We start from the raw sequence: 18,474 nt of genomic DNA, 5'->3' as shown, positions 1-18,474 counted from the left end.
CGAAAAAATGCGGACAAAGCCTCGTAGACACTGGCATCGCGGCTCCATCACACCTAAATCGGAACAGCGTGCCGGCAAACGACGCAACGATGCTTCAAGACGTTGACTATCCGGACTGCGGGAAAACATGAAAGCTGATTTTTACGAAACGCTGGGCGTGCAAAAGGGCGCCGACGAGAAGGAGCTCAAGAGCGCTTTCCGCAAGTTGGCCATGCAGTTCCATCCCGACCGCAACCCAGGCGACCATGCCTGCGAGCACAAGTTCAAGGAAATCAACGAAGCCTACGAAACGCTGAAGGACCCGCAAAAGCGTGCCGCCTATGATCGCTTCGGCCACGCGGCCTTCGAGCACGGCGGCATGAATGGCGGGGCGCAGGGCTTTGGCGCCGGCGGCTTCGCCGACATTTTCGAAGACATTTTCGGCGACATGATGGGCGGGCGCCAGCGCCGCTCGTCCGGCGGCCGCGAGCGCGGCGCCGACCTGCGCTACAATATGGAAATTACGCTGGAGGAGGCATTTTCCGGCAAGACCGCGCAGATTCGCGTGCCGGCCTCGATCTCCTGCTCGGAATGCTCCGGCAGCGGCGCCAAGCCCGGCACCCAGCCCGTCACCTGCTCGATGTGCAACGGCCACGGCAAGGTGCGCGCCACGCAAGGCTTCTTCTCGATCGAGCGCACCTGCCCGCAATGCCAGGGGCGTGGCCAGACCATCAAGGATCCGTGCCCGAAATGCGCCGGCCAGGGCCGTGTCACCGAGGAGCGCTCGCTGTCCGTAAACATTCCTGCCGGCATCGAGGACGGCACCCGCATCCGGCTGGCCAATGAGGGCGAGGCCGGCCTACGCGGCGGCCCGTCCGGCGATCTCTACATATTCCTCGCGGTCAAGCCGCACGAATTCTTCCAGCGCGACGGCGCCGATCTTTATTGCAAGGTGCCGATCTCGATGACAACGGCAGCGCTTGGCGGCTCGTTCGAGGTGACGACACTGGACGGTACCCAGACGAAGGTGAAGGTGCCGGAAGGCACCCAGAACGGTCGCCAGTTCCGCCTCAAGGGCAAGGGCATGCCGGTGCTGCGCCAGCCCAATATTGGCGACCTCTACATCCAGACCGTGGTTGAGACGCCGCAGAACCTTTCGCGCCGCCAGCGCGAATTGCTGGAAGAATTCGAGCAGCTTTCCTCAAAGGACAATTCGCCTCAGTCGAGCGGATTTTTCGCCCGCATGAAGGACTTTTTCGAAACGTTCGGCGAGCACCGAAGCTGATCCCTGGAAAACGCTTCCCGAGCGTCATCAACACCTTATCCTGGGATTCGCCTTGTCTTGCACCTCGTAGCTGTTAAGTAGCATGCGAGGGAGCGTTGAGGAGGACTTTCGATGACGCGTAGTCCCGGACTGCGAAAGACGCTGGCGGAAAAGTTCGACGACGAGTTGAAGTTCTTCAAGGGCTGGATCGACAAGCCGAAGGCGGTCGGTTCGATCGTCCCGACCAGTTCCGTCACCGCGCGCAAGATGGCCTCGATCGTCGATCCGACATCCGGCCTGCCGGTGCTTGAGGTCGGACCCGGCACAGGCGTCATCACGCGCGCCATTCTCGCCCAGGGCATAAAGCCTGAAAATCTCTATGCGGTCGAATATTCCACTGATTTCGTGCGCCATCTGCGCCAGCTTTATCCAGGCGTCAACGTCATCGAGGGCGACGCCTTCAATCTCGACGCAACGCTCGGCGACAGGCGCGACCTGATCTTCGATTCTGTGATATCGGGCGTGCCGCTGCTCAATTTCCCGGTCGCCCAGCGCATCGCCTATGTCGAGAGCCTGCTCGACCGTATCCCGGCGGGCCGGCCGATCGTGCAACTGACTTACGGGCCGCTGTCGCCGATCCCGCCCGGCCGCGGCGACTATACGGTCGAGCATTTCCATTTCGTCATCCGCAACATTCCGCCGACGCAGCTTTGGATCTATCGACGCGGCTGAACGCATGTCGGAGTTCCGGATGCCGGTCATTACGGCCGGTTGGCCAATCGGTCCAGGAATGCCGTCAGCCTTTCGAACGCCTGCTCTCCCGCCTTGCCGTCGAGATCGAACTGATATTCATGCGGCAGGGCCGGACTGTAGTCGTCCGGAAAGAACAGCGTGTCGACCGCGACGCCTTGCGCCGTGATCGCGCGCGCGATCTGACGCGACTGCGGCGCCAGCGGGTCGGCATTGCCGACCGAGACGAATGCCGGCGGAAATTGCGGCGTCAGGTGCCTGTCGATTGAAAATTCGGCAATGCGCGGGTCATCGTCCAGCCGCTTCACGCCGAGATACGACCACATGACGGTCCTGTTGAAGCCGGCGAAAGGCCCTTCGGGCGAGATCATCGCGGGATCGTAAATGCCGCAGAACAGTGCAACGCCTTTCAATTGCGCGCGCTCTATGCCCGGATCAACGTCCATCGTGGCGGCATAGGCGGGATTGCTGATCGTGGCAGCCAGTTGAGCGACAATCTGCGAGCCGGCGGAGTCGCCGGCAAGGAAAAGCGTGTTGCGATCGATGTGGTAGCGGCCGGCATTGCCGGAAAGAAAGGCAAGCGCCTTGTTGGCCTGGAGGACTGGCGTCGGATAGCGGGCGCCGGGGGCGACGGAATAGCCGACCGAGACAGTGACGTAGCCCCGCCCGGCCAGTATTTTCATATATGCCGAGATGTCGGCCTTGTTTCCGGCAACGAAGCCGCCGCCATGCACCCAGACCACCGTCGGCAACGCCTTTGCCTGAGCGTCCACGGGAAAGAAGACGTCAAGGGTCTCGTCCGGGTCCTCGCCATAGCGCTCGTCGCGCAGTTCGCCGACATTGGCGGGCACGTGCTTTTCAAGCGCGCGGTTCTTTGCCACTGCATCCTTGTGAAAAGCGTAACGGATCAGAAGGACCGAAGGCCACGGGCTGAGGACGAAAGCGGCGTAGCCGGCGGCAGCAGCCACGGCGAGAGCGACAAGACCATAGCCTACCCATTTCAATCCCACGAGGTCCGCCCCTATCCGCTGGCGCCGGTCGCCAAAGCGGCCAGCGCTAAATGCGTGTCGCAATCTCGGCTATTGATTCATCCCACGCATCGCCTATAGCTGCCGCCACAGCAAGGGATTGCGATGCCGATCACCCCGAAAATTCTCGTCGTCGCCGGTTCGGTGCGCAGCGGCGCCTATAGCGGCAGGACTGCCGACGTGGCGCAGAAGGAACTTGCCATGCAGGGCGCGGAGGTGACCCGCATCTCGCTCGCCGACTACCCGTTGCCGATCCTCGACCAGGATCTGGAAAAGGACGAAGGCATTCCCGAAAACGCCGTCAGGCTCGGCCGGATGATCGCCGCCCATGACGGCCTGCTGATCGCGACGCCCGAATACAACGGCTCCATTCCGCCGCTGCTCAAGAACACCATCGACTGGGTGAGCCAACTGCGCAAGGATGGGGGCCGGACGTTCAGGCCGCTTGCCGGCAAGGTCGCCGGCCTCTGCTCGTCTTCCAGCGGACCCTTTGCAGGGATACGCTGCATAAACCATCTGCGCGCTGTGCTGGTGCGCTGCCGGATGGAGGTGGTGACACCGGAGTGTTCGGTGCCGGAGGGCGGTAGCGCCTTCGACGACGAAGGCAACTTCCGGGACGAAAGACTACGCCAATCGATGGAGCACCTATGCCGAACGCTGATCGAAACCTCGCGCATGCTGTCGACGCGGATCGAGGCATGATCCCGGACGCCGCGCGTGCCGACACAATTCAGGAAAGGCTGATCGTCGGCCTCGACCTGCCGACGCTGAGGGAAGCCGAGAAGGCGGTGCGCGAGCTCGACGGGATCGTCTCCTTCTACAAGATCGGCTACCAGCTCGCCTTTGCCGGCGGGCTCGACTTCGCCCGCGAGCTGGCCAGCGGCGGCACCAGGATCTTTCTCGACATGAAGCTGCTCGACATCGATAACACCGTTGCCAAGGGGGTCGACAACATCGTCAGGATGGGCATGAGCATGCTGACCATCCACGCCTATCCGAAGACGATGAAGGCGGCGGTCGAGGCTGCCAGGGGCAGCGACCTTTGCCTGCTCGGGGTTACCGTGCTGACCTCGATGGACGAGCAAGACGTGATCGACGCCGGCTATGAGTATGACCCGCATACGCTGGTGCTGAGGCGCTCCGAGCAGGCGCTGCATGCCGGCATGGGCGGCATCGTCTGTTCGGCCGAGGAAGCGGAGGCGGTACGCCGCATCGTCGGCCCCGATCTGGCGGTAGTGACGCCGGGAATCCGACCGAAGGGCAGCGACCATGGCGACCAGAAACGCGTGGTGACGCCGGCGCAGGCGATCCGCAACGGCTCCAGCCATCTCGTCGTTGGCCGGCCGATCGTCGGCGCCACCGACAGGCGGGCGGCGGCGGAAGCCATTCTCGATGAAATGCGCTCGGCCTGATGCCAGGAATTAACCCGGAGAAATACCATGCCCAAGGGATACTGGATCGCTCGCGTCGATGTGCGCGATGCGGAAGGCTACAAAGACTATGTCGCAGCCGCCAAGCTGGCCTTCGACCGCTTCGGCGCCAAGTTCCTGGCGCGCGGCGGCGCGCATGAGAAGGCAGAGGGACCGGGCCGCGACCGCAACGTGATCATCGAATTTCCGTCGCTTGCGGTGGCGCATGACTGCTACCACTCGCCCGAATACCAGCGCGCCGTCGCGATCCGCCAGAAGGTGGCCGATGGCGAAATCGTCCTGGTCGAGGGGATTTAGGCGCGAAGCCGGTTCGCCGCTGCCTCCGCCATCGCATCGGCGAGGCTCAGGCCCCATTGCTTGCGACAGTAATCGCGAAAATCGAAGCAAGGCAGGCCCGGGCAGACCTCGAACTCGATGACATGCACGCTGTCGTCGGCTTCGACCCGGAAGTCGATGGAAAAGACGTCCCGCAGGCCAAGCCCGACCATCAGGCTTTCGGCGATGCGACGGATTCTTGCATCGGCTCGAGGCTGGCTGGCGCCAACGGGAAGCAGCAACGGCTCGGCGTAATTTCCCGTGGCTTTGGCCGCTTCGCCGGTATTGCCGTAAAGCGCCAAGCTGTCCTGCATGGTTTGGAAATCGCCGCCCGAATCGACAAAGGCGACGCCGAGCGCCTCAATGCCGGTATCCGGCTTCAGGCCGAGAAAGCTGGCCCGCACATTGCGTCCGGGGACATAGGGCTGGACGACGACATCGTCGCGATAGGCGGCGAATACGCGCCGGCTAAGCTTTAGCGCGTGGCCGAGATCGTGACAGCGCGAATCCGGCCAGATGCCGATCTTGGCGCCGAGCCGGTTCGGCTTGACGAACCAGCCGGCCGGCGAGGCCGGCGGCGCGACCAGCCACGCGCCGTCACGGGCAAGGCCCGCCTGCGGCACCGGCAGGCCAAGCGCGCCGAGCACGGCGCCGGACCGGAACTTGTCTTGGCAGAGCGCGAACAACGCATCGTCGGCGCCGATCGCCTTCAGGCCATTCAGCCGTGCCAGAGCCGGTGCTGCGCCGCCACGGAAGTAGGCAATGCCATCGGTCAGCGTCCAGACAAGCGAGGTCTTCGGAACTTCGCCGGCGAGAACGCTTGCGGCGTCGTCGAGCGCCACCGGCGCAAACGACAAGCCGCGCGTTTGGCAAGCGGCGGCAAGTGCGTCGAATTCAGCAGCGATGTCGGTCGATTGCGCCAGGTAGGAGGCGATTTCGGCGGCACGCTCCGGCACATGATTGTCGGTGACCAGCCGATCGAAGCAGGCCTGTTCCGGCTCGTAGACAAGGATCAGCTTCGGCTTGCGGCTTGACATGACTGAACGATTTCCCGGCAGCACGATTGCTAGAGCAATTCCAGGAAAAGTGTGAAACGGTTTTCCGTCCGGAATTGCTTCAAAACAAAGAGATAGAGCGGTTCAGCGTTCCCGCGAAACGATGAACCGTTCTAGCATCGCACGGCGAGCGCATTCGGCCTTCGCGGAATCGGCGTCAGCCGGACGCCTGCACGACAGCAACTGCTCTCAGGCAATCAACACGCGCGGCTCGAAGCGACCATTGACCGGAATGTCGAGCATAAACGTCATGCCGGCTTGCGGGTCGAGCAGGCGCTGCTTCTCGCTCTTGCCCGACCAGGCGGAGGTGACCACGAGCCGGTCGGCATTCCCGCCGACAAAAGCCGGACAGGACGGTTGCGTGACCGGCATCGCCACCGAACGGACAAGCTTGCCGTCGGGCCCATAGGCTTCGACGACGCTGCCGCCCCAGCAGGCGTTCCACAATATGCCGTCGCGGTCGAGCACCGAACCATCGATATAGCCCTTGGCCGAACGGTGGTCGACGAAGACCTTCGGTTCGCCAACCGGCAGGCCGGTCGCCGGATCGCAACCGACGCGCATCAACAGGCCGGTGCTGGTATCGGTGTAATAGGCAATGGTCCCATCCTCGGAAAAGCAGATAGAATTGGGCACCGTGATATCCGCATAGAGCCGGCGCAGCTCGCCCTTGAAGAACCAGTAGATCGAACCGGCGCCCTTCTCCTCGCCTTTGCCCATGGTACCGACCCAGAGCGCGCCGCAAGGGTGAACGCGCGAATCGTTCGAGCGGGTGACCGTATTATCGGCCTCGATCGGCGTGTGCAGCGTCAGCTTGCCGGTCGCGACGTCGCGGACATGCAGGCCGGTCTCGGTGGCGATCAGCTGACGCCGGTCGTCGATGACGGCAATCGCACTGGCCATCTGGTGGAGCTCGTGGATCTTGACCGCACCGCCGGACAGACGCTTTTCCAGGAGCTGGCCGTTGACGATGTCGAACCAGTAGAGCGTGTCGGTCGCAGGGTCATAGCTTGGTCCCTCGCCGAGTTGGCAGACATGGTCGGAAAAAACCGAAACGATGGTCTTGCTCATCATGCCACTCCAAACGCCGCGTCCCAGGCCTGAACTGCGGCTTTCGCCCGTGCTGCCACTTCGTCGACGCTCATTCCCGGCTTGAACAGGCTGGAGCCAAGACCGAAGACGCTGACGCCGGCTGCCTTGTAGCCGGCAAAATCCTTGTCTGAAACGCCGCCGACGGCGCCGACCAGCACATTGGCCGGCAGCACCGCGCGCATCGCCGAAATGCCTGCCGCGCCAAGCACGCTCGCCGGGAAGAATTTCAGGGCCGAAGCACCGAGCCGGATGGCCTGGAATGCCTCGGTCGGCGTGAACACGCCGGGCATCGTCACCATACCGTACTGCATGGCACGGCCCATGACCTCGGCATCGATATTTGGGCTGACCAGCAGCCGCCCGCCGGCCTTGTGCAAGCCGTCGACATCGGCGGCGGTGAGCACCGTGCCGGCGCCGACCAGCGCTGTTGGAGGAAGCGCTTCGACAATGCTGGCGATGGAGGCAAAGGGCTCGGGCGAGTTGAGCGGCACCTCGATCGCTTCGATGCCGGCGCCGAAGATCGCCCGGCCGATCGCCACCGCCTCGCCTGGCTTCAGGCCGCGCAGGATCGCGACCAGACCCCGCTCGAGCTTTGGAAAAGGTGCGGTTTCGGTCATGCGGCAACTCCATTTTTGGCGATCATGCCATTTTCGCGCGCGGCTTCGGCAAGGCCGGCGCGCACCGCCTCGTCGGCGTCGACCGCCCTGAAAGCGAGCCCGGCAAGGCCGAGCGCCTCGGCATAGAGCGTGCCGAGGGCGCCCGACGCGATCAGCACGACGGGCACAGCGCTTGCTCCATAACGGCGATTTGCCGAAGCGATCTCGCCGCCGATCAGCAGGCCGGACAGGCAGGCGGCGGCATCTTCGGGCTTCAGGTCCTGCAACAGGCTGGCGGCGCGGATCGAGAACAATCTTGAAACGACGTCACCGCCTTCGGCCAACGCCTTCAGGCACCAGTCCCGAAAAAACGGACTTTCGGCGGCAACCGGCTGCGGCGGCTCGCCCAGCGAATGGCGCAGGATCGAGTGCGCGGCCAGCACCGAAAACAGCTCGCCGGTCGGCCAGGTGCCGAACCCGGCAACAGAGCCGTCCTCGACCAGCACCCATTTCGAATGGGTGCCGGGCATGCAGACGAGGTGACGTCCCTTTGCCGGCAAACCGGCTCCGGCAAGCTGCGTTTCCTCACCGCGCATGACGTCAGGTGCATCGGCGAGGCGTTGGGCAAGGCCGGGCACGATGCGGATATCGCGGCGCTGGCCGGGGATACGGGCAGCGTCGGCCAGGATAGCGCCGATCGGCGTGGGAACGCTGACATAGGGCGCCTCCAGCCAGCCCTGGCGCGAGCCGGCCATGCCGCAAATGATGACCGGCAGGTTTTCGGGTGCGCCCATGGCGGCCAGATGCCCTTCGAGAATGGACGAAAACCCTTTAGCCTGGGCGGTGATCAGTCCGTCATCGCCGCGCCGCTCGGCGAGAACGTCGCCGGTGCCGTCGAGCAGCCATACTCTCATGCGGGTGGTGCCCCAGTCGACGGCTGCGACGGAAGCTGCCTTGCTCGGTGAGATCACAGGAACCCCCCGTCGACGATCAGCATCTGCGCGGTCAGCATGCGTGAAGCATCCGACGCCAGGAACAGCACGGTGCCGACAATGTCTTCCGGCTGCATCACACGCTTGATGCACTGCTTGGCGACGTGAGCGGCGAGCGCCTGTTCGGTGACCCAGAGCTTTCTCTGCCGCTCGGTGATTACCCAGCCGGGCGCGATCGCGTTGACGCGAATGCCGTCGGCACCGAGCTTGCCGGCGAGACCCTTGGTAAGGCCGACGATGCCCGCCTTGGCGGCGGTATAGGCCGGCATATCGGGATGGTTGATGAGAAACGAGGTCGAGGTGAAATTAATTATCGAGCCGCCACCGGCCCGCTTCATGCCCGGCGCCACCGCCTGTGCGCTGAAGAAATGCGGGCGCAGGTTAATGGCATGGTTGTTGTCCCAGAACTCGACCGTGACGTCTTCGACGGCATGACGGTCATCCTGAGCGGCATTGTTGACCAGCACGGTCACGTCGCCATGCGCCTCGGCGGCTTTGGCGATTGATACCCGCAATGCCTCGATGTCGCGTATGTCGGTCTTGAGATAGAACGGCCGCCGGCCGAGCTCCTTGTCTAACCGATCGGCCAGCGCCAGGCTCGGACGGTCGGCGATATCAATGAAGGCGACCTTTGCCCCCTGGCGGACAAAACCTTCGGTCAAGGCAGCACCAATGCCGGAGCCGCCGCCGGTGATCAGCACCGAAGCGCCTTCGAGGTCGGCAAAGCGTGCCGATGGCATCATGAAATTCTCTCCCGGTCCAATGATCTCGGTCGGCCGGCGCGCATCCTATCCAGCCGTGTCGGGCGGGCAAGGACGAAAGAGTGGATTGACGCGACTTATGTCCGACAAAAGGCCGCACGCGCCGCCGATCGATCAGCCGCCCAGCCGGACGCGGTACAATTCGACGGCGGCTCCGCTGGTCCCGGCAACCGGCTCAAGCCATTCCGGCACGCTGCCGCGCATCAGCCCGGCAAGAAAGCCTGTCGGCGCCTTGGCTGCGAGGAGCTTGCTTTCGGCGCTGCCGGGGCACAGCGCGACGAGGCCGACATTATGATCCGCCACGACCGTCCTGGCATCGGCATCGGACCCAAGGAAGGCATCGAGCGCCAGCAGGTTGCCGGCGACATTGCGATGATAAGGCCCGGCGAAGACGCGATGTCCGGAATAGGCCAGGATAGGCGATCCGAGATTGGAAATTGCCAGTACGGTGGTGCCGGGCAGGCGGCCGAGCGCCGCAAAGGAGGCCTTGCGCTGGCAAGCGACATCGGTGCCGTCGCCATTATCCGCCGTGGTGTTGCTGTCTTCGAAGGCTACCGAGGTCGCCGCGGCAGCCCCAGTCCAGACCGCATTCACCGAAACCAGCCAGACGGCAGCCATGCGCAGCGCCACACCGCGCGACGCGCTGGCCTCGGCCCGTTGACGCCATTTGGCAATCCAGGCGGCAAGCGGAATGACGGCGAAGGCGATCGAGAATGTCGAACCGCGTACCTGCCAGGCGCTGACGATGAAGGCCACGACAAGCAGCGCGCCGACAAGGCTGTCCTGCCGCCGCCAGCCACCGCGGCCAAGGCGAAGCGCCATCAGGACGAGCGCAATGAGCGGCGTGGCATAGCGCGCCACCACCCCGGCCGGATCTTCAGCGAGCAGCTTGAACAGCGACTGCGCCTCGTCGATGTGATCAAGCCACAGCTCCTTGAGGCGCGGATCGAGGTTGGCGTAGGGCGCTGCCAGGCATTGTGGGAACAACAAAACGACGACAGCGCCCAATAGCATGGCGAGCAGGCCAAGTGAGGCGATGCGCCGTTGGCGCGTGCGGCCGGCCGGCTCGATCGACGCTATGGTTGCAAGGCCGGTTGCGGCAATCGCTGCGACGACGAACTGCACGGCCGAGAAGGCGTCGCATTGCGCCTGACCCCAAGCGGACCACGGAATGGTGACGACAAAAACGAGGGCGGAGATGCCGGCAAAGCCGAGGCCGAAATCCCTGGCGATCGACCTCTCGCCATTGACGTCGAGGGCAAACAGCATGGCGACATAGGCGCCGATGGTGGCAACGTATGGCGCGGTTTCCATACCTATGGCCAGCATCAGCCCGGCGCATAGGCCGGAGAGCAATGCCGCCGCCTTGCGCAATGGCGCTTCAAGCAACAAGCTCAGGCTGGCCATGCTCAGCATCAGCTGGATATTGTGGTGATCGAGCGCGCCAGGCGAAAAAATGCCGAGGAAATGCAGTGCGGCGGCGCCGACGACGACAGCCGGCAGCACAGCGCCGTGACCGGCAAAGCTGCGTGCGGCGCGGGCGGTGAAAAATACGGTCAGGCAGAAGAGCAGCGCCGGCCACAGCACCTGCGCAACATTCTCGGCAAAGGCCGCGCCGCCGGTCAGGGCCGATACGGCGATGATGATGGCGGCGATCGGCGCATCGACCAGCCGCGACCAGTGCATGACGAAGCCGCCTTGCAGGCCCATCCGGTACTGGTGCAGATCGAACCAGCCCTGGCCGGCGAGCATGTCGCGAACTTCGACGAGGCGCAGCAGATTGTCGTTGTCGCCGCCGGCATTGGTCAGTGCCGGGAAGCCGGCAAAGGCATTGACGGCAAGTGCCAGCACCGTGGCAAACAGCGCCAGCGCGATATCGGACCTCCAAATGGAGGCGCCATCGTCGGCTGTGCTCATATCAGGACCTTTGGAGGAATACCGGGCGGCTTAAACCTAGCCTTAACAGCTTCAATAAATAGTAAAGCCGCCCGAGCGAGGCCGGCGTTTGAGCGGTCAGGGGCCTCACAGGGCATCCGGAGACGAAAATGCCACAAGAAGTGCGCCATGAGCCGAGCATCGCCGTGCTCCTGCCTTGCTACAATGAGGAGCTGACGATCGGCGAAGTGGTGCGGCGCTTTCGCGAAACGCTGCCTGCCGCCGCGATCTATGTCTACGACAACAATTCGCGCGACCTGACGGCGCTCCGAGCCCGCGCCGCCGGCGCCATTGTTGTGCGCGAGCCGCGCCAGGGCAAAGGCAATGTCGTGCGCCGCATGTTCGCCGACATCGAGGCCGACATCTACCTGATGGCCGACGGCGACGGCACCTATACGCCGGAGGACGCGCCGCAACTGATCAACACGCTGCTGACCGAGCGCTCCGACATGGTGGTGGGCACCAGGCGCGGCGTCACCGACGATGGTGGCAGGACCGGTCATGCCTTCGGCAACCGCATCTTCAACAGCCTCTACAAGCGGCTGTTCGGCTCCGACTTCACCGATATCTTCTCCGGCTACCGCGCCTTCACTCGGCGCTTCGTCAAGAGCTTTCCCGCGGTTTCCGGCGGCTTCGAGATCGAGACCGAAATGTCGGTGCACGCCTCGCAACTCAAACTGCCGGTCAGCGAGATCGGGCTCGACTATGGCCGACGGCCGGAAGGCTCCTCGTCGAAGCTATCGACCTTTCGCGACGGCGCGAAGATCCTGTGGATGTTCGTCATGCTGATGAAGGAGACGCAGCCGCTGCGTTTCTTCGGCGCTTTTTCGGTGTTCTTCCTGGCATCAAGCCTGTTTCTGATGGCGCCGGTGCTGATCGAGTTCGCCGAAACCGGGCTTGTGCCGCGCATGCCGACGTGGGTGCTGTCGGTCGGGCTGCTGCTGCTGTCGATGCTGGCGGCGGTGACCGGGGTAATCCTCGATTCGGTGTCGCGCGGCCGGGCCGAGCAGAAGCGCATCTTCTATCTGTCGATGCCTTCCGGCCGCATCGAACGCGAACGCGCAAGTGCGCTCGCGACTCTGAAGACCGGACCGCGCAAGACCCCGCGGGCGGCTTAGAGCCCTAAATGGGACGCCTCGCCCGCTTCATTGTCGCCGGCGGCATCGGCTTCGTCGCCGACGCGGCGGCGCTTTGGCTGGTGTTGGCGATAGCGCCGCTCGGCCCCTTCGCGGCTCGCATCATCTCGATCGGTTTTGCCCTGTCCGTCACCTGGCTGATCAACCGCCATTTGACCTTCTCGCCTTCCAGCCGCGGCGTCGCGCAAGAGAGCGCACGCTATGGCGGCGTCGGCATTGCCACCAGCCTCGTCAATTATCTCGTCTATTGCGCCATGCTGTTCGCGCTGCCGATGGTGCCGCCGCTCGCCGCCCTTGCGGTCGCCTCACTGGTTGCCATGGCGCTGTCCTTCCTCGGCTATTCCAAGCTGGTCTTCGACCGCTGAAGGCACATCGCATTGGGGTCTGCGCCAAGCGAAGCGCAGCCTCATCATGACCTTGGCCGATTGGCAGAGGCCGCCGATTTCCTTATATCGCTGTCGTCGGTGCATCGGCCCGAAAAATCGGAATCGATTTTCGGAAGGCACGATGCATGGATTCAAGAATGTTGGAGCATATGTGCGTCCAGGTGGACGCACGTCGCTCCAAGTGCGCCGGAGAGCACCCATGCCCCTGAAAGTCGCCGTCCAGATGGACCACATCTCCACCGTGTCGATTGCCGGCGATACGTCGTTTGCGCTGTCGCTGGAAGCGCAGCGGCGCGGGCACCAGTTGTTCCACTACACGCCCGACCGGCTGTCGCTGCGCGACGGCAAGGTGTTTGCCCGTATCGAGGCGATGCAGGTCCGCGACGAGAAGGGCAATCATTATTCGCTAGGCGAAGAAGTCCGCACCGACCTGTCGGAGATGGACGTCATCCTTTTGCGGCAGGATCCGCCCTTCGACATGAACTACATCACCACCACGCATATCCTCGAGCGCATCCATCCGAAGACGCTGGTGGTCAACGACCCAGCCTGGGTGCGCAACAGCCCGGAAAAGATCTTCGTCACCGAATTTCCCGACCTGATGCCGGATACGCTTATCACCAAGGACCCGCTCGAGGTCGCCGCCTTCCGCAAGGAGTTCGGCGATATCATCGTCAAGCCGCTCTACGGCAATGGCGGCGCCGGCATCTTCCACCTGCATGAGGCCGACCGCAACCTCGCCTCGCTGCTCGAAATGTTCGGCCAGATGTTCCGCGAACCCTACATCGTTCAGCGCTACCTCAAGGAGGTGCGGGCTGGCGACAAGCGCATCATCCTGATCGACGGCGAGCCTGTCGGCGCCATCAACCGCGTGCCGGCCGAGCACGATTCGCGCTCCAACATGCATGTCGGCGGCCGCGCCGAAAAGACCGAGCTGACGGAACGCGAACGCGAGATCTGCTCCCGCATCGGCCCCTCGCTGAAGGAGCGCGGCTTCATCCTCGTCGGCATCGACGTCATCGGCGACTACATGACCGAGATCAACGTGACCTCACCGACCGGCATACGCGAAGTGCAGCGCTTCGGCGGCGCCGACATCGCCAGCCTGTTCTGGAATGCGGTGGAGGAGAAGCGCAGCTAGCCTCGCTTCGCGAGCGGCCGCGTTGCAAACCATCGCAGCCGTTGCGTTCAGCCGTTCCCCAAATGTTCTTGCCTTCGCCGGAAATCTATGGTTGTCTCTGGTGACGCCGTTCGCGGCATGATCGCAAAGGCTTCGGGCAAGAGCCTGCATCCGGGGTGAAGACATGGTGGCGCGGGTTCGCACGGTTGCTTTCCAAGGCATCGAGGCCGTGCCGGTCGACGTGCAGGTGATGATCGCGCCGGGCAAGGTCAACATGCACATCGTCGGGCTGGCCGACAAGGCTGTAGCCGAAAGCCGCGAGCGGGTGCAGGCAGCACTTCATGCATCCGGCCTGTCGATGCCGTCGAAGAAGGTCACCGTCAATCTGGCACCCGCCGACCTGCCGAAGGAGGGCAGCCACTACGATTTGCCGATCGCGCTCGGGCTGATGGCGGCGCTCGGTGCCATTCCGGGCGACATGCTGGCCGGCTATGTCGTGCTTGGCGAATTGTCGCTCGACGGAACCATTGCTGCGGTGGCCGGCGCGCTGCCGGCGGCAATCGGCGCCAATGCCGAAGGCAAGGGGCTGATCTGCCCGTTCGCCTGCGGGCCGGAAGCGGCCTGGGCCGGCAAGGATTTCGACATATTGGCGCCGCGCAGCCTGATTGCCATCGCCAATCATTTTCGTGGCACGCAGGTTCTGTCACGGCCGGAAGCCGGCATCCATGCCGCCGCGCGCGACCTGCCCGACCTTGCCGACATCAAGGGCCAGGAGACCGCCAAGCGGGCGCTGGAGGTGGCGGCCGCCGGCGGCCACAATCTTTTGATGGTCGGGCCGCCGGGGTCGGGAAAATCGATGCTGGCGCAGCGGCTGCCGTCGATCCTGCCGCCGCTGGCACCCAGGGAATTGCTCGAAGTCTCGATGATCGCCTCGGTGGCCGGCGAGCTCGGGGAAGGAAAACTCACCGACCGGCGGCCGTTCCGCGCGCCACATCATTCGGCCTCGATGGCGGCGATGGTCGGTGGCGGGTTGCGCGTGCGGCCGGGCGAGGCCTCGCTCGCCCATCACGGCGTGCTGTTCCTCGACGAGTTTCCCGAATTCTCGCCGCAGGCGCTCGATGCGCTGCGCCAGCCGCTGGAGACCGGCGACTGCATGATCGCGCGCGCCAATCATCGCGTCACTTATCCGGCGCGCATCCAGCTGGTCGCGGCGATGAACCCGTGCCGCTGCGGCATGGCCGGCGAGCCGGGCTATCGCTGCCTGCGCGGCGACCGCTGCCGCACCGACTACCAGGCGCGCATTTCCGGCCCGCTGCTCGACCGCATCGATCTCAGGATCGAGGTGCCGGCGGTCTCGGCCAGCGATCTGATCCGGCCGGACCGGGCGGAGAAGAGCGCAGCCGTGGCACTACGCGTGGCGCGTGCCCGTACGATCCAGCGTGAGCGTTTCGAACGGCTCGGCGCGACCTCCGCCACCACCAACGCGCATTGCTCGCCGTCAGTCATCGAGGAGATCGCCATGCCGGATGCCGCCGGCCTGTCGCTGCTGAGGGATGCCAGCGAAAAGCTCGGCTTTTCCGCACGAGCCTATCATCGCGTGCTGAAGGTGGCGCGGACACTGGCCGATCTCGAGGCCAGCGAGGCGGTCGGCCGCATCCATCTGGCCGAGGCGATTTCCTACCGCATGAGTTCGGAGCGGATGGCACAAGCGGCGTGAGGGACGCTCCCCTCCCCCTTGAGGGGAGGGGGGACGCTGGCGACTATCGCTCCTGCCCTTTCGCCTTCAATTCCAGCCTCCGCGCGTGCAGCACTGGCTCGGTGTAGCCATTGGGCTGGACGCGGCCCTTGAAGACCAGGTCACAGGCAGCAAGAAACGCGATGGACTTGCCGAAATCCGGTGCCATCCGCCGGTAGAGCGGATCGCCTTCATTCTGGCGGTCGACGATAGCCGCCATGCGCTTCATCGTCTCCATGACCTGCTCGGGCGTGCAGACGCGGTGATGCAGCCAGTTGGCGATGTGCTGAGAGGAGATGCGCAGCGTGGCGCGGTCCTCCATCAGGCCGACGTCGTTTATATCTGGTACTTTCGAGCAGCCGACGCCCTGGTCGATCCAGCGCACGACATAGCCCAGAATCCCCTGCGCGTTGTTGTCGAGCTCCTTCTGGATATCTTCCTGAGACCAGTTCGGCAGCCTTGCCACCGGCACCGACAGGATGTCGTCGAGCCTGGCCTTGGGCCGGCTCTTCAGAGCCTGCTGCACGGCGTGGACGTCGACCTTGTGGTAGTGCGTGGCGTGCAGGGTTGCCGCCGTCGGCGACGGCACCCAGGCGGTGTTGGCGCCGGCCTTGGGGTGCGCGATCTTCTCGGCCAGCATTGCCGCCATCAGGTCGGGCATCGCCCACATGCCCTTGCCTATCTGGGCGTGGCCGGCCAACCCGCATTCCAGCCCGGTATCGACGTTCCAGGCTTCGTAGGCGGCAATCCAGGCGGCCTGTTTCATGTCGCCCTTGCGGATCATCGGGCCGGCTTCCATTGAGGTGTGGATCTCGTCGCCGGTGCGGTCGAGGAAGCCGGTGTTGATGAAGACGACGCGGTCTTTGGCGGCGCGGATCGCCTCCTTGAGGTTGACGGTGGTGCGCCGCTCCTCGTCCATGATGCCCATCTTGATGGTGTCTTTCGCCATGCCGAGCAGCGCTTCGACGCGGTCGAAAATCTCGACGGCGAAGGTGACTTCCTCCGGCCCGTGCATCTTGGGCTTTACGATGTACATGGAGCCCGCGCGAGAATTGGCGCGGCGCCCGTTCGGGCCGATGTCGTGCAGCGCGATCAGCGCCGTCAGCGCCGCATCCATGATGCCTTCCGGCACCTCGTTGCCGTCGCGGTCCGATATCGCCGGATTGGTCATGAGGTGGCCGACATTCCTGACCAGCATCAGCGAGCGGCCGGGCAAGGTCAGCGTGCCGCCATCCGGCGCGGTATAGGTGCGGTCGGGGTTGAGCCTGCGGACAAAGCTCTTGCCGGCCTTGGTGATCTCTTCCGCCAAGTCGCCCTTCATCAGGCCGAGCCAGTTGCGGTAGACCAGCACCTTGTCCTGCGCATCCACCGCGGCGACCGAATCCTCGCAGTCCTGGATGGTGGTCAGCGCCGATTCCAGCACGACATCGGCAATGCCGGCCGGATCGGTGCGGCCGATCTGGTTGTTGTGGTCGACAACGATTTCGATGTGCAGGCCATTCTTGACCAGCAGGACGGCTTCGGGATTGGCGGCATCGCCGCGATAGCCGGCAAACTGCTTGAGGTCGGCAAGCGTGGTGGCGCCGGCACCCTCGCCCAGCCGCAACATGCCGTTGGCGACCGCAAGCCCGTTGACCCCCGCCCATTTGCCTGTGGTGAGCGGCACCGCCTCGTCGAAGAAGCTTTTCACCCAGGCGACGACCTTGGCACCGCGCGCCGGATTGAATTTGTTGCCTCGCTCGGCGCCGTCCGTCTCCGGGATGGCATCGGTGCCGTAGAGCGCATCGTACAGCGAGCCCCAGCGCGCATTGGCGGCATTCAGCGCATAACGCGCGTTCATTACCGGCACCACCAGCTGCGGCCCGGCGACCAGCGCGATTTCCGGGTCGACATTTTCGGTAGTCACGCCGAAGGCCGGCCCCTCGGGCAGGAGATAGCCGATCTCGCGGAGGAAGCTCTTGTAGGCCTCCATGTCGAGCGGCGCGCCATTGTCGCGGTACCAGCGGTCGAGCTTGTCCTGCATGACGTCGCGCTTTTCGAGCAGCGCCCGGTTTTTTGGCGAGAGATCATGGACGATGGCCGAAAAACCGTTCCAGAATGCCTGCGCCTCGATGCCGGTGCCCGGCAGCGCCTCGTTCACGACAAAATCATGAAGCTCGCGGGCAATCCGCAATCCGGCGATCTCGACGCGATCGGTCATCAGGGCTTCTCCAGACGAAAGGCTAGGCCGGGCCTTTGACATGTCAGGGTGGCAGGGTCAATTCGGCTTAGGTGAAGGTAGGGCGTTTTCGCTGCCCATCTCCCCCCTCGAGGGCAGGGCTATCGCATATGAGTGATGGCATTGATGAGATAGTCGTCGTTCCAGGCGCATTTCTTGATGCGATGGCTGATGGGGACTTTGGCTGCATCGGCGGTCTGAAGGATGTTTCTGGCGAGGCGATTGAGAAGGGCTGTGTTGGCGGGAGCATTATCCTTGCGGGCACGGCTGAGATCCTCATCGAGATGGGCATCAAGCATCCAATGCAGGCCGTTCTCGATCTGCCAATGAGCTCTAGTGAGGTCGAGCGCCCGTTGCGGCGACATGAGCGTGGAGGCCATGAACAGGCGCATCAACGGCCTGGCCTGATCGCGTCGGCTGGTGATGCGGATGAAGGCCAGGTGGCCGGGCATCAGCGGCTCGGCCGCCGCCACGATCTCGGCCTGCCGCCACTCGTTGCGGCCGTGGCTGGTCTCGGTCCGCTCGGCCATGGAAGGGGTGGCGTCGGCCAGTTGCAGGTTGGCACGGCGCAGCCAATGACGACGGTTGCCCTTCAGCGCAAGCAGGTAATCGCCACCTCTTTGGGTAATGGCCGCAGCCATGCGGGTGTGGCAGTGGAGCGCGTCGGCGGTGACCAATCTGC

The 18,474-nt window shown here is 64.1% G+C and carries 18 protein-coding genes; 9 read left to right on the top strand and 9 right to left on the bottom strand.

From position 1 onward, the window contains the following. The first annotated feature begins 127 nt into the window (after positions 1-127). Both dnaJ and pmtA read left to right on the top strand, forming a co-directional pair. On the top strand, positions 128-1,264 hold the full coding sequence (gene dnaJ / locus NMG46_RS00090; RefSeq protein WP_254815727.1) for a molecular chaperone DnaJ: 1,137 nt from the start codon (positions 128-130) through the stop codon (positions 1,262-1,264). 111 nt (positions 1,265-1,375) lie between these two features. Further along, positions 1,376-1,975 carry a phospholipid N-methyltransferase PmtA gene (gene pmtA, locus NMG46_RS00085; protein WP_254815726.1) on the top strand — a complete coding sequence of 200 codons (600 nt, stop codon included), beginning with the start codon at positions 1,376-1,378 and terminating at the stop codon, positions 1,973-1,975. Positions 1,976-2,004: 29 nt separating this feature from the next. Here pmtA and NMG46_RS00080 read toward each other — a convergent pair whose 3' ends face one another. Next, complete coding sequence (locus tag NMG46_RS00080) at positions 2,005-3,003, bottom strand: alpha/beta hydrolase (RefSeq protein WP_254815725.1); 999 nt, start codon at positions 3,001-3,003, stop codon at positions 2,005-2,007. A 123-nt stretch (positions 3,004-3,126) separates the two neighbouring features. Between NMG46_RS00080 and NMG46_RS00075 the strand changes: the two genes are divergently transcribed. The 3 genes from NMG46_RS00075 to NMG46_RS00065 are packed head-to-tail and all read left to right on the top strand — an operon-like array spanning position 3,127 to position 4,748. Then, positions 3,127-3,723 (top strand): NADPH-dependent FMN reductase, encoded by a 597-nt coding sequence (locus NMG46_RS00075; RefSeq protein ID WP_254815724.1) that lies wholly within the window; start codon positions 3,127-3,129, stop codon positions 3,721-3,723. Further along, complete coding sequence (pyrF, locus tag NMG46_RS00070) at positions 3,720-4,433, top strand: orotidine-5'-phosphate decarboxylase (protein ID WP_254815723.1); 714 nt, start codon at positions 3,720-3,722, stop codon at positions 4,431-4,433. Before NMG46_RS00075 ends, pyrF begins: the two co-directional genes overlap by 4 nt. A 27-nt stretch (positions 4,434-4,460) precedes the next feature. Beyond that, entirely contained in the window at positions 4,461-4,748 is a 288-nt protein-coding gene (locus tag NMG46_RS00065) for a DUF1330 domain-containing protein (RefSeq protein ID WP_254815722.1), read from the top strand. Here NMG46_RS00065 and NMG46_RS00060 read toward each other — a convergent pair. The 6 genes from NMG46_RS00060 to NMG46_RS00035 form a co-directional block, all read right to left on the bottom strand. Further along, entirely contained in the window at positions 4,745-5,803 is a 1,059-nt protein-coding gene (locus NMG46_RS00060) for a D-alanine:D-lactate ligase-like protein (RefSeq protein ID WP_254815721.1), read from the bottom strand. The genes NMG46_RS00065 and NMG46_RS00060 overlap by 4 nt on opposite strands. 207 nt (positions 5,804-6,010) lie before the next feature. Then, a complete protein-coding gene (locus tag NMG46_RS00055) occupies positions 6,011-6,892 on the bottom strand; it encodes an SMP-30/gluconolactonase/LRE family protein (protein ID WP_254815720.1) in 882 nt (293 codons plus the stop codon). Next, positions 6,892-7,530: a 2-dehydro-3-deoxy-6-phosphogalactonate aldolase gene (locus NMG46_RS00050; protein ID WP_254815719.1), complete on the bottom strand. Its 639-nt coding sequence runs from the start codon at positions 7,528-7,530 to the stop codon at positions 6,892-6,894. Before NMG46_RS00050 ends, NMG46_RS00055 begins: the two co-directional genes overlap by 1 nt. After that, on the bottom strand, positions 7,527-8,477 hold the full coding sequence (locus NMG46_RS00045) for a 2-dehydro-3-deoxygalactonokinase (RefSeq protein ID WP_352882539.1): 951 nt from the start codon (positions 8,475-8,477) through the stop codon (positions 7,527-7,529). The genes NMG46_RS00050 and NMG46_RS00045 overlap by 4 nt, the downstream gene beginning before the upstream one ends. Further along, positions 8,477-9,244, bottom strand: a complete 768-nt coding sequence (locus NMG46_RS00040) for an SDR family NAD(P)-dependent oxidoreductase (protein WP_254815718.1) — start codon at positions 9,242-9,244, stop codon at positions 8,477-8,479. Before NMG46_RS00040 ends, NMG46_RS00045 begins: the two co-directional genes overlap by 1 nt. A gap of 132 nt (positions 9,245-9,376) precedes the next feature. Further along, complete coding sequence (locus NMG46_RS00035) at positions 9,377-11,179, bottom strand: GtrA family protein (protein WP_254815717.1); 1,803 nt, start codon at positions 11,177-11,179, stop codon at positions 9,377-9,379. A 128-nt stretch (positions 11,180-11,307) separates the two neighbouring features. Between NMG46_RS00035 and NMG46_RS00030 the strand changes: the two genes are divergently transcribed. The 4 genes from NMG46_RS00030 to NMG46_RS00015 all read left to right on the top strand — a co-directional run bounded on the left by NMG46_RS00030 (position 11,308) and on the right by NMG46_RS00015 (position 15,556). Then, on the top strand, positions 11,308-12,315 hold the full coding sequence (locus tag NMG46_RS00030; protein ID WP_254815716.1) for a glycosyltransferase: 1,008 nt from the start codon (positions 11,308-11,310) through the stop codon (positions 12,313-12,315). Positions 12,316-12,323: 8 nt separating this feature from the next. Then, positions 12,324-12,698: a GtrA family protein gene (locus tag NMG46_RS00025; RefSeq protein WP_254815715.1), complete on the top strand. Its 375-nt coding sequence runs from the start codon at positions 12,324-12,326 to the stop codon at positions 12,696-12,698. Positions 12,699-12,918: 220 nt separating this feature from the next. Continuing rightward, on the top strand, positions 12,919-13,860 hold the full coding sequence (gene gshB, locus NMG46_RS00020; protein ID WP_254815714.1) for a glutathione synthase: 942 nt from the start codon (positions 12,919-12,921) through the stop codon (positions 13,858-13,860). A gap of 163 nt (positions 13,861-14,023) precedes the next feature. Continuing rightward, positions 14,024-15,556 carry a YifB family Mg chelatase-like AAA ATPase gene (locus NMG46_RS00015; protein WP_254815713.1) on the top strand — a complete coding sequence of 511 codons (1,533 nt, stop codon included), beginning with the start codon at positions 14,024-14,026 and terminating at the stop codon, positions 15,554-15,556. Between the two features lie 43 nt (positions 15,557-15,599). Here NMG46_RS00015 and NMG46_RS00010 read toward each other — a convergent pair whose 3' ends face one another. Then, on the bottom strand, positions 15,600-17,774 hold the full coding sequence (locus tag NMG46_RS00010; protein WP_254815712.1) for a malate synthase G: 2,175 nt from the start codon (positions 17,772-17,774) through the stop codon (positions 15,600-15,602). Positions 17,775-17,893: 119 nt separating this feature from the next. Then, positions 17,894-18,474 (bottom strand): ISAs1 family transposase (locus NMG46_RS00005; protein WP_254815711.1); only part of this gene is annotated, 581 nt, incomplete at its 5' end.

This window comes from Mesorhizobium sp. LMG 17147 (genome assembly GCF_024297145.1).
Classification (GTDB): Bacteria; Pseudomonadota; Alphaproteobacteria; order Rhizobiales; family Rhizobiaceae; genus Mesorhizobium.
The sequence above is the reverse complement of the archived record's forward strand: the minus strand, read 5'-3'. Positions and strand labels throughout refer to the sequence as shown.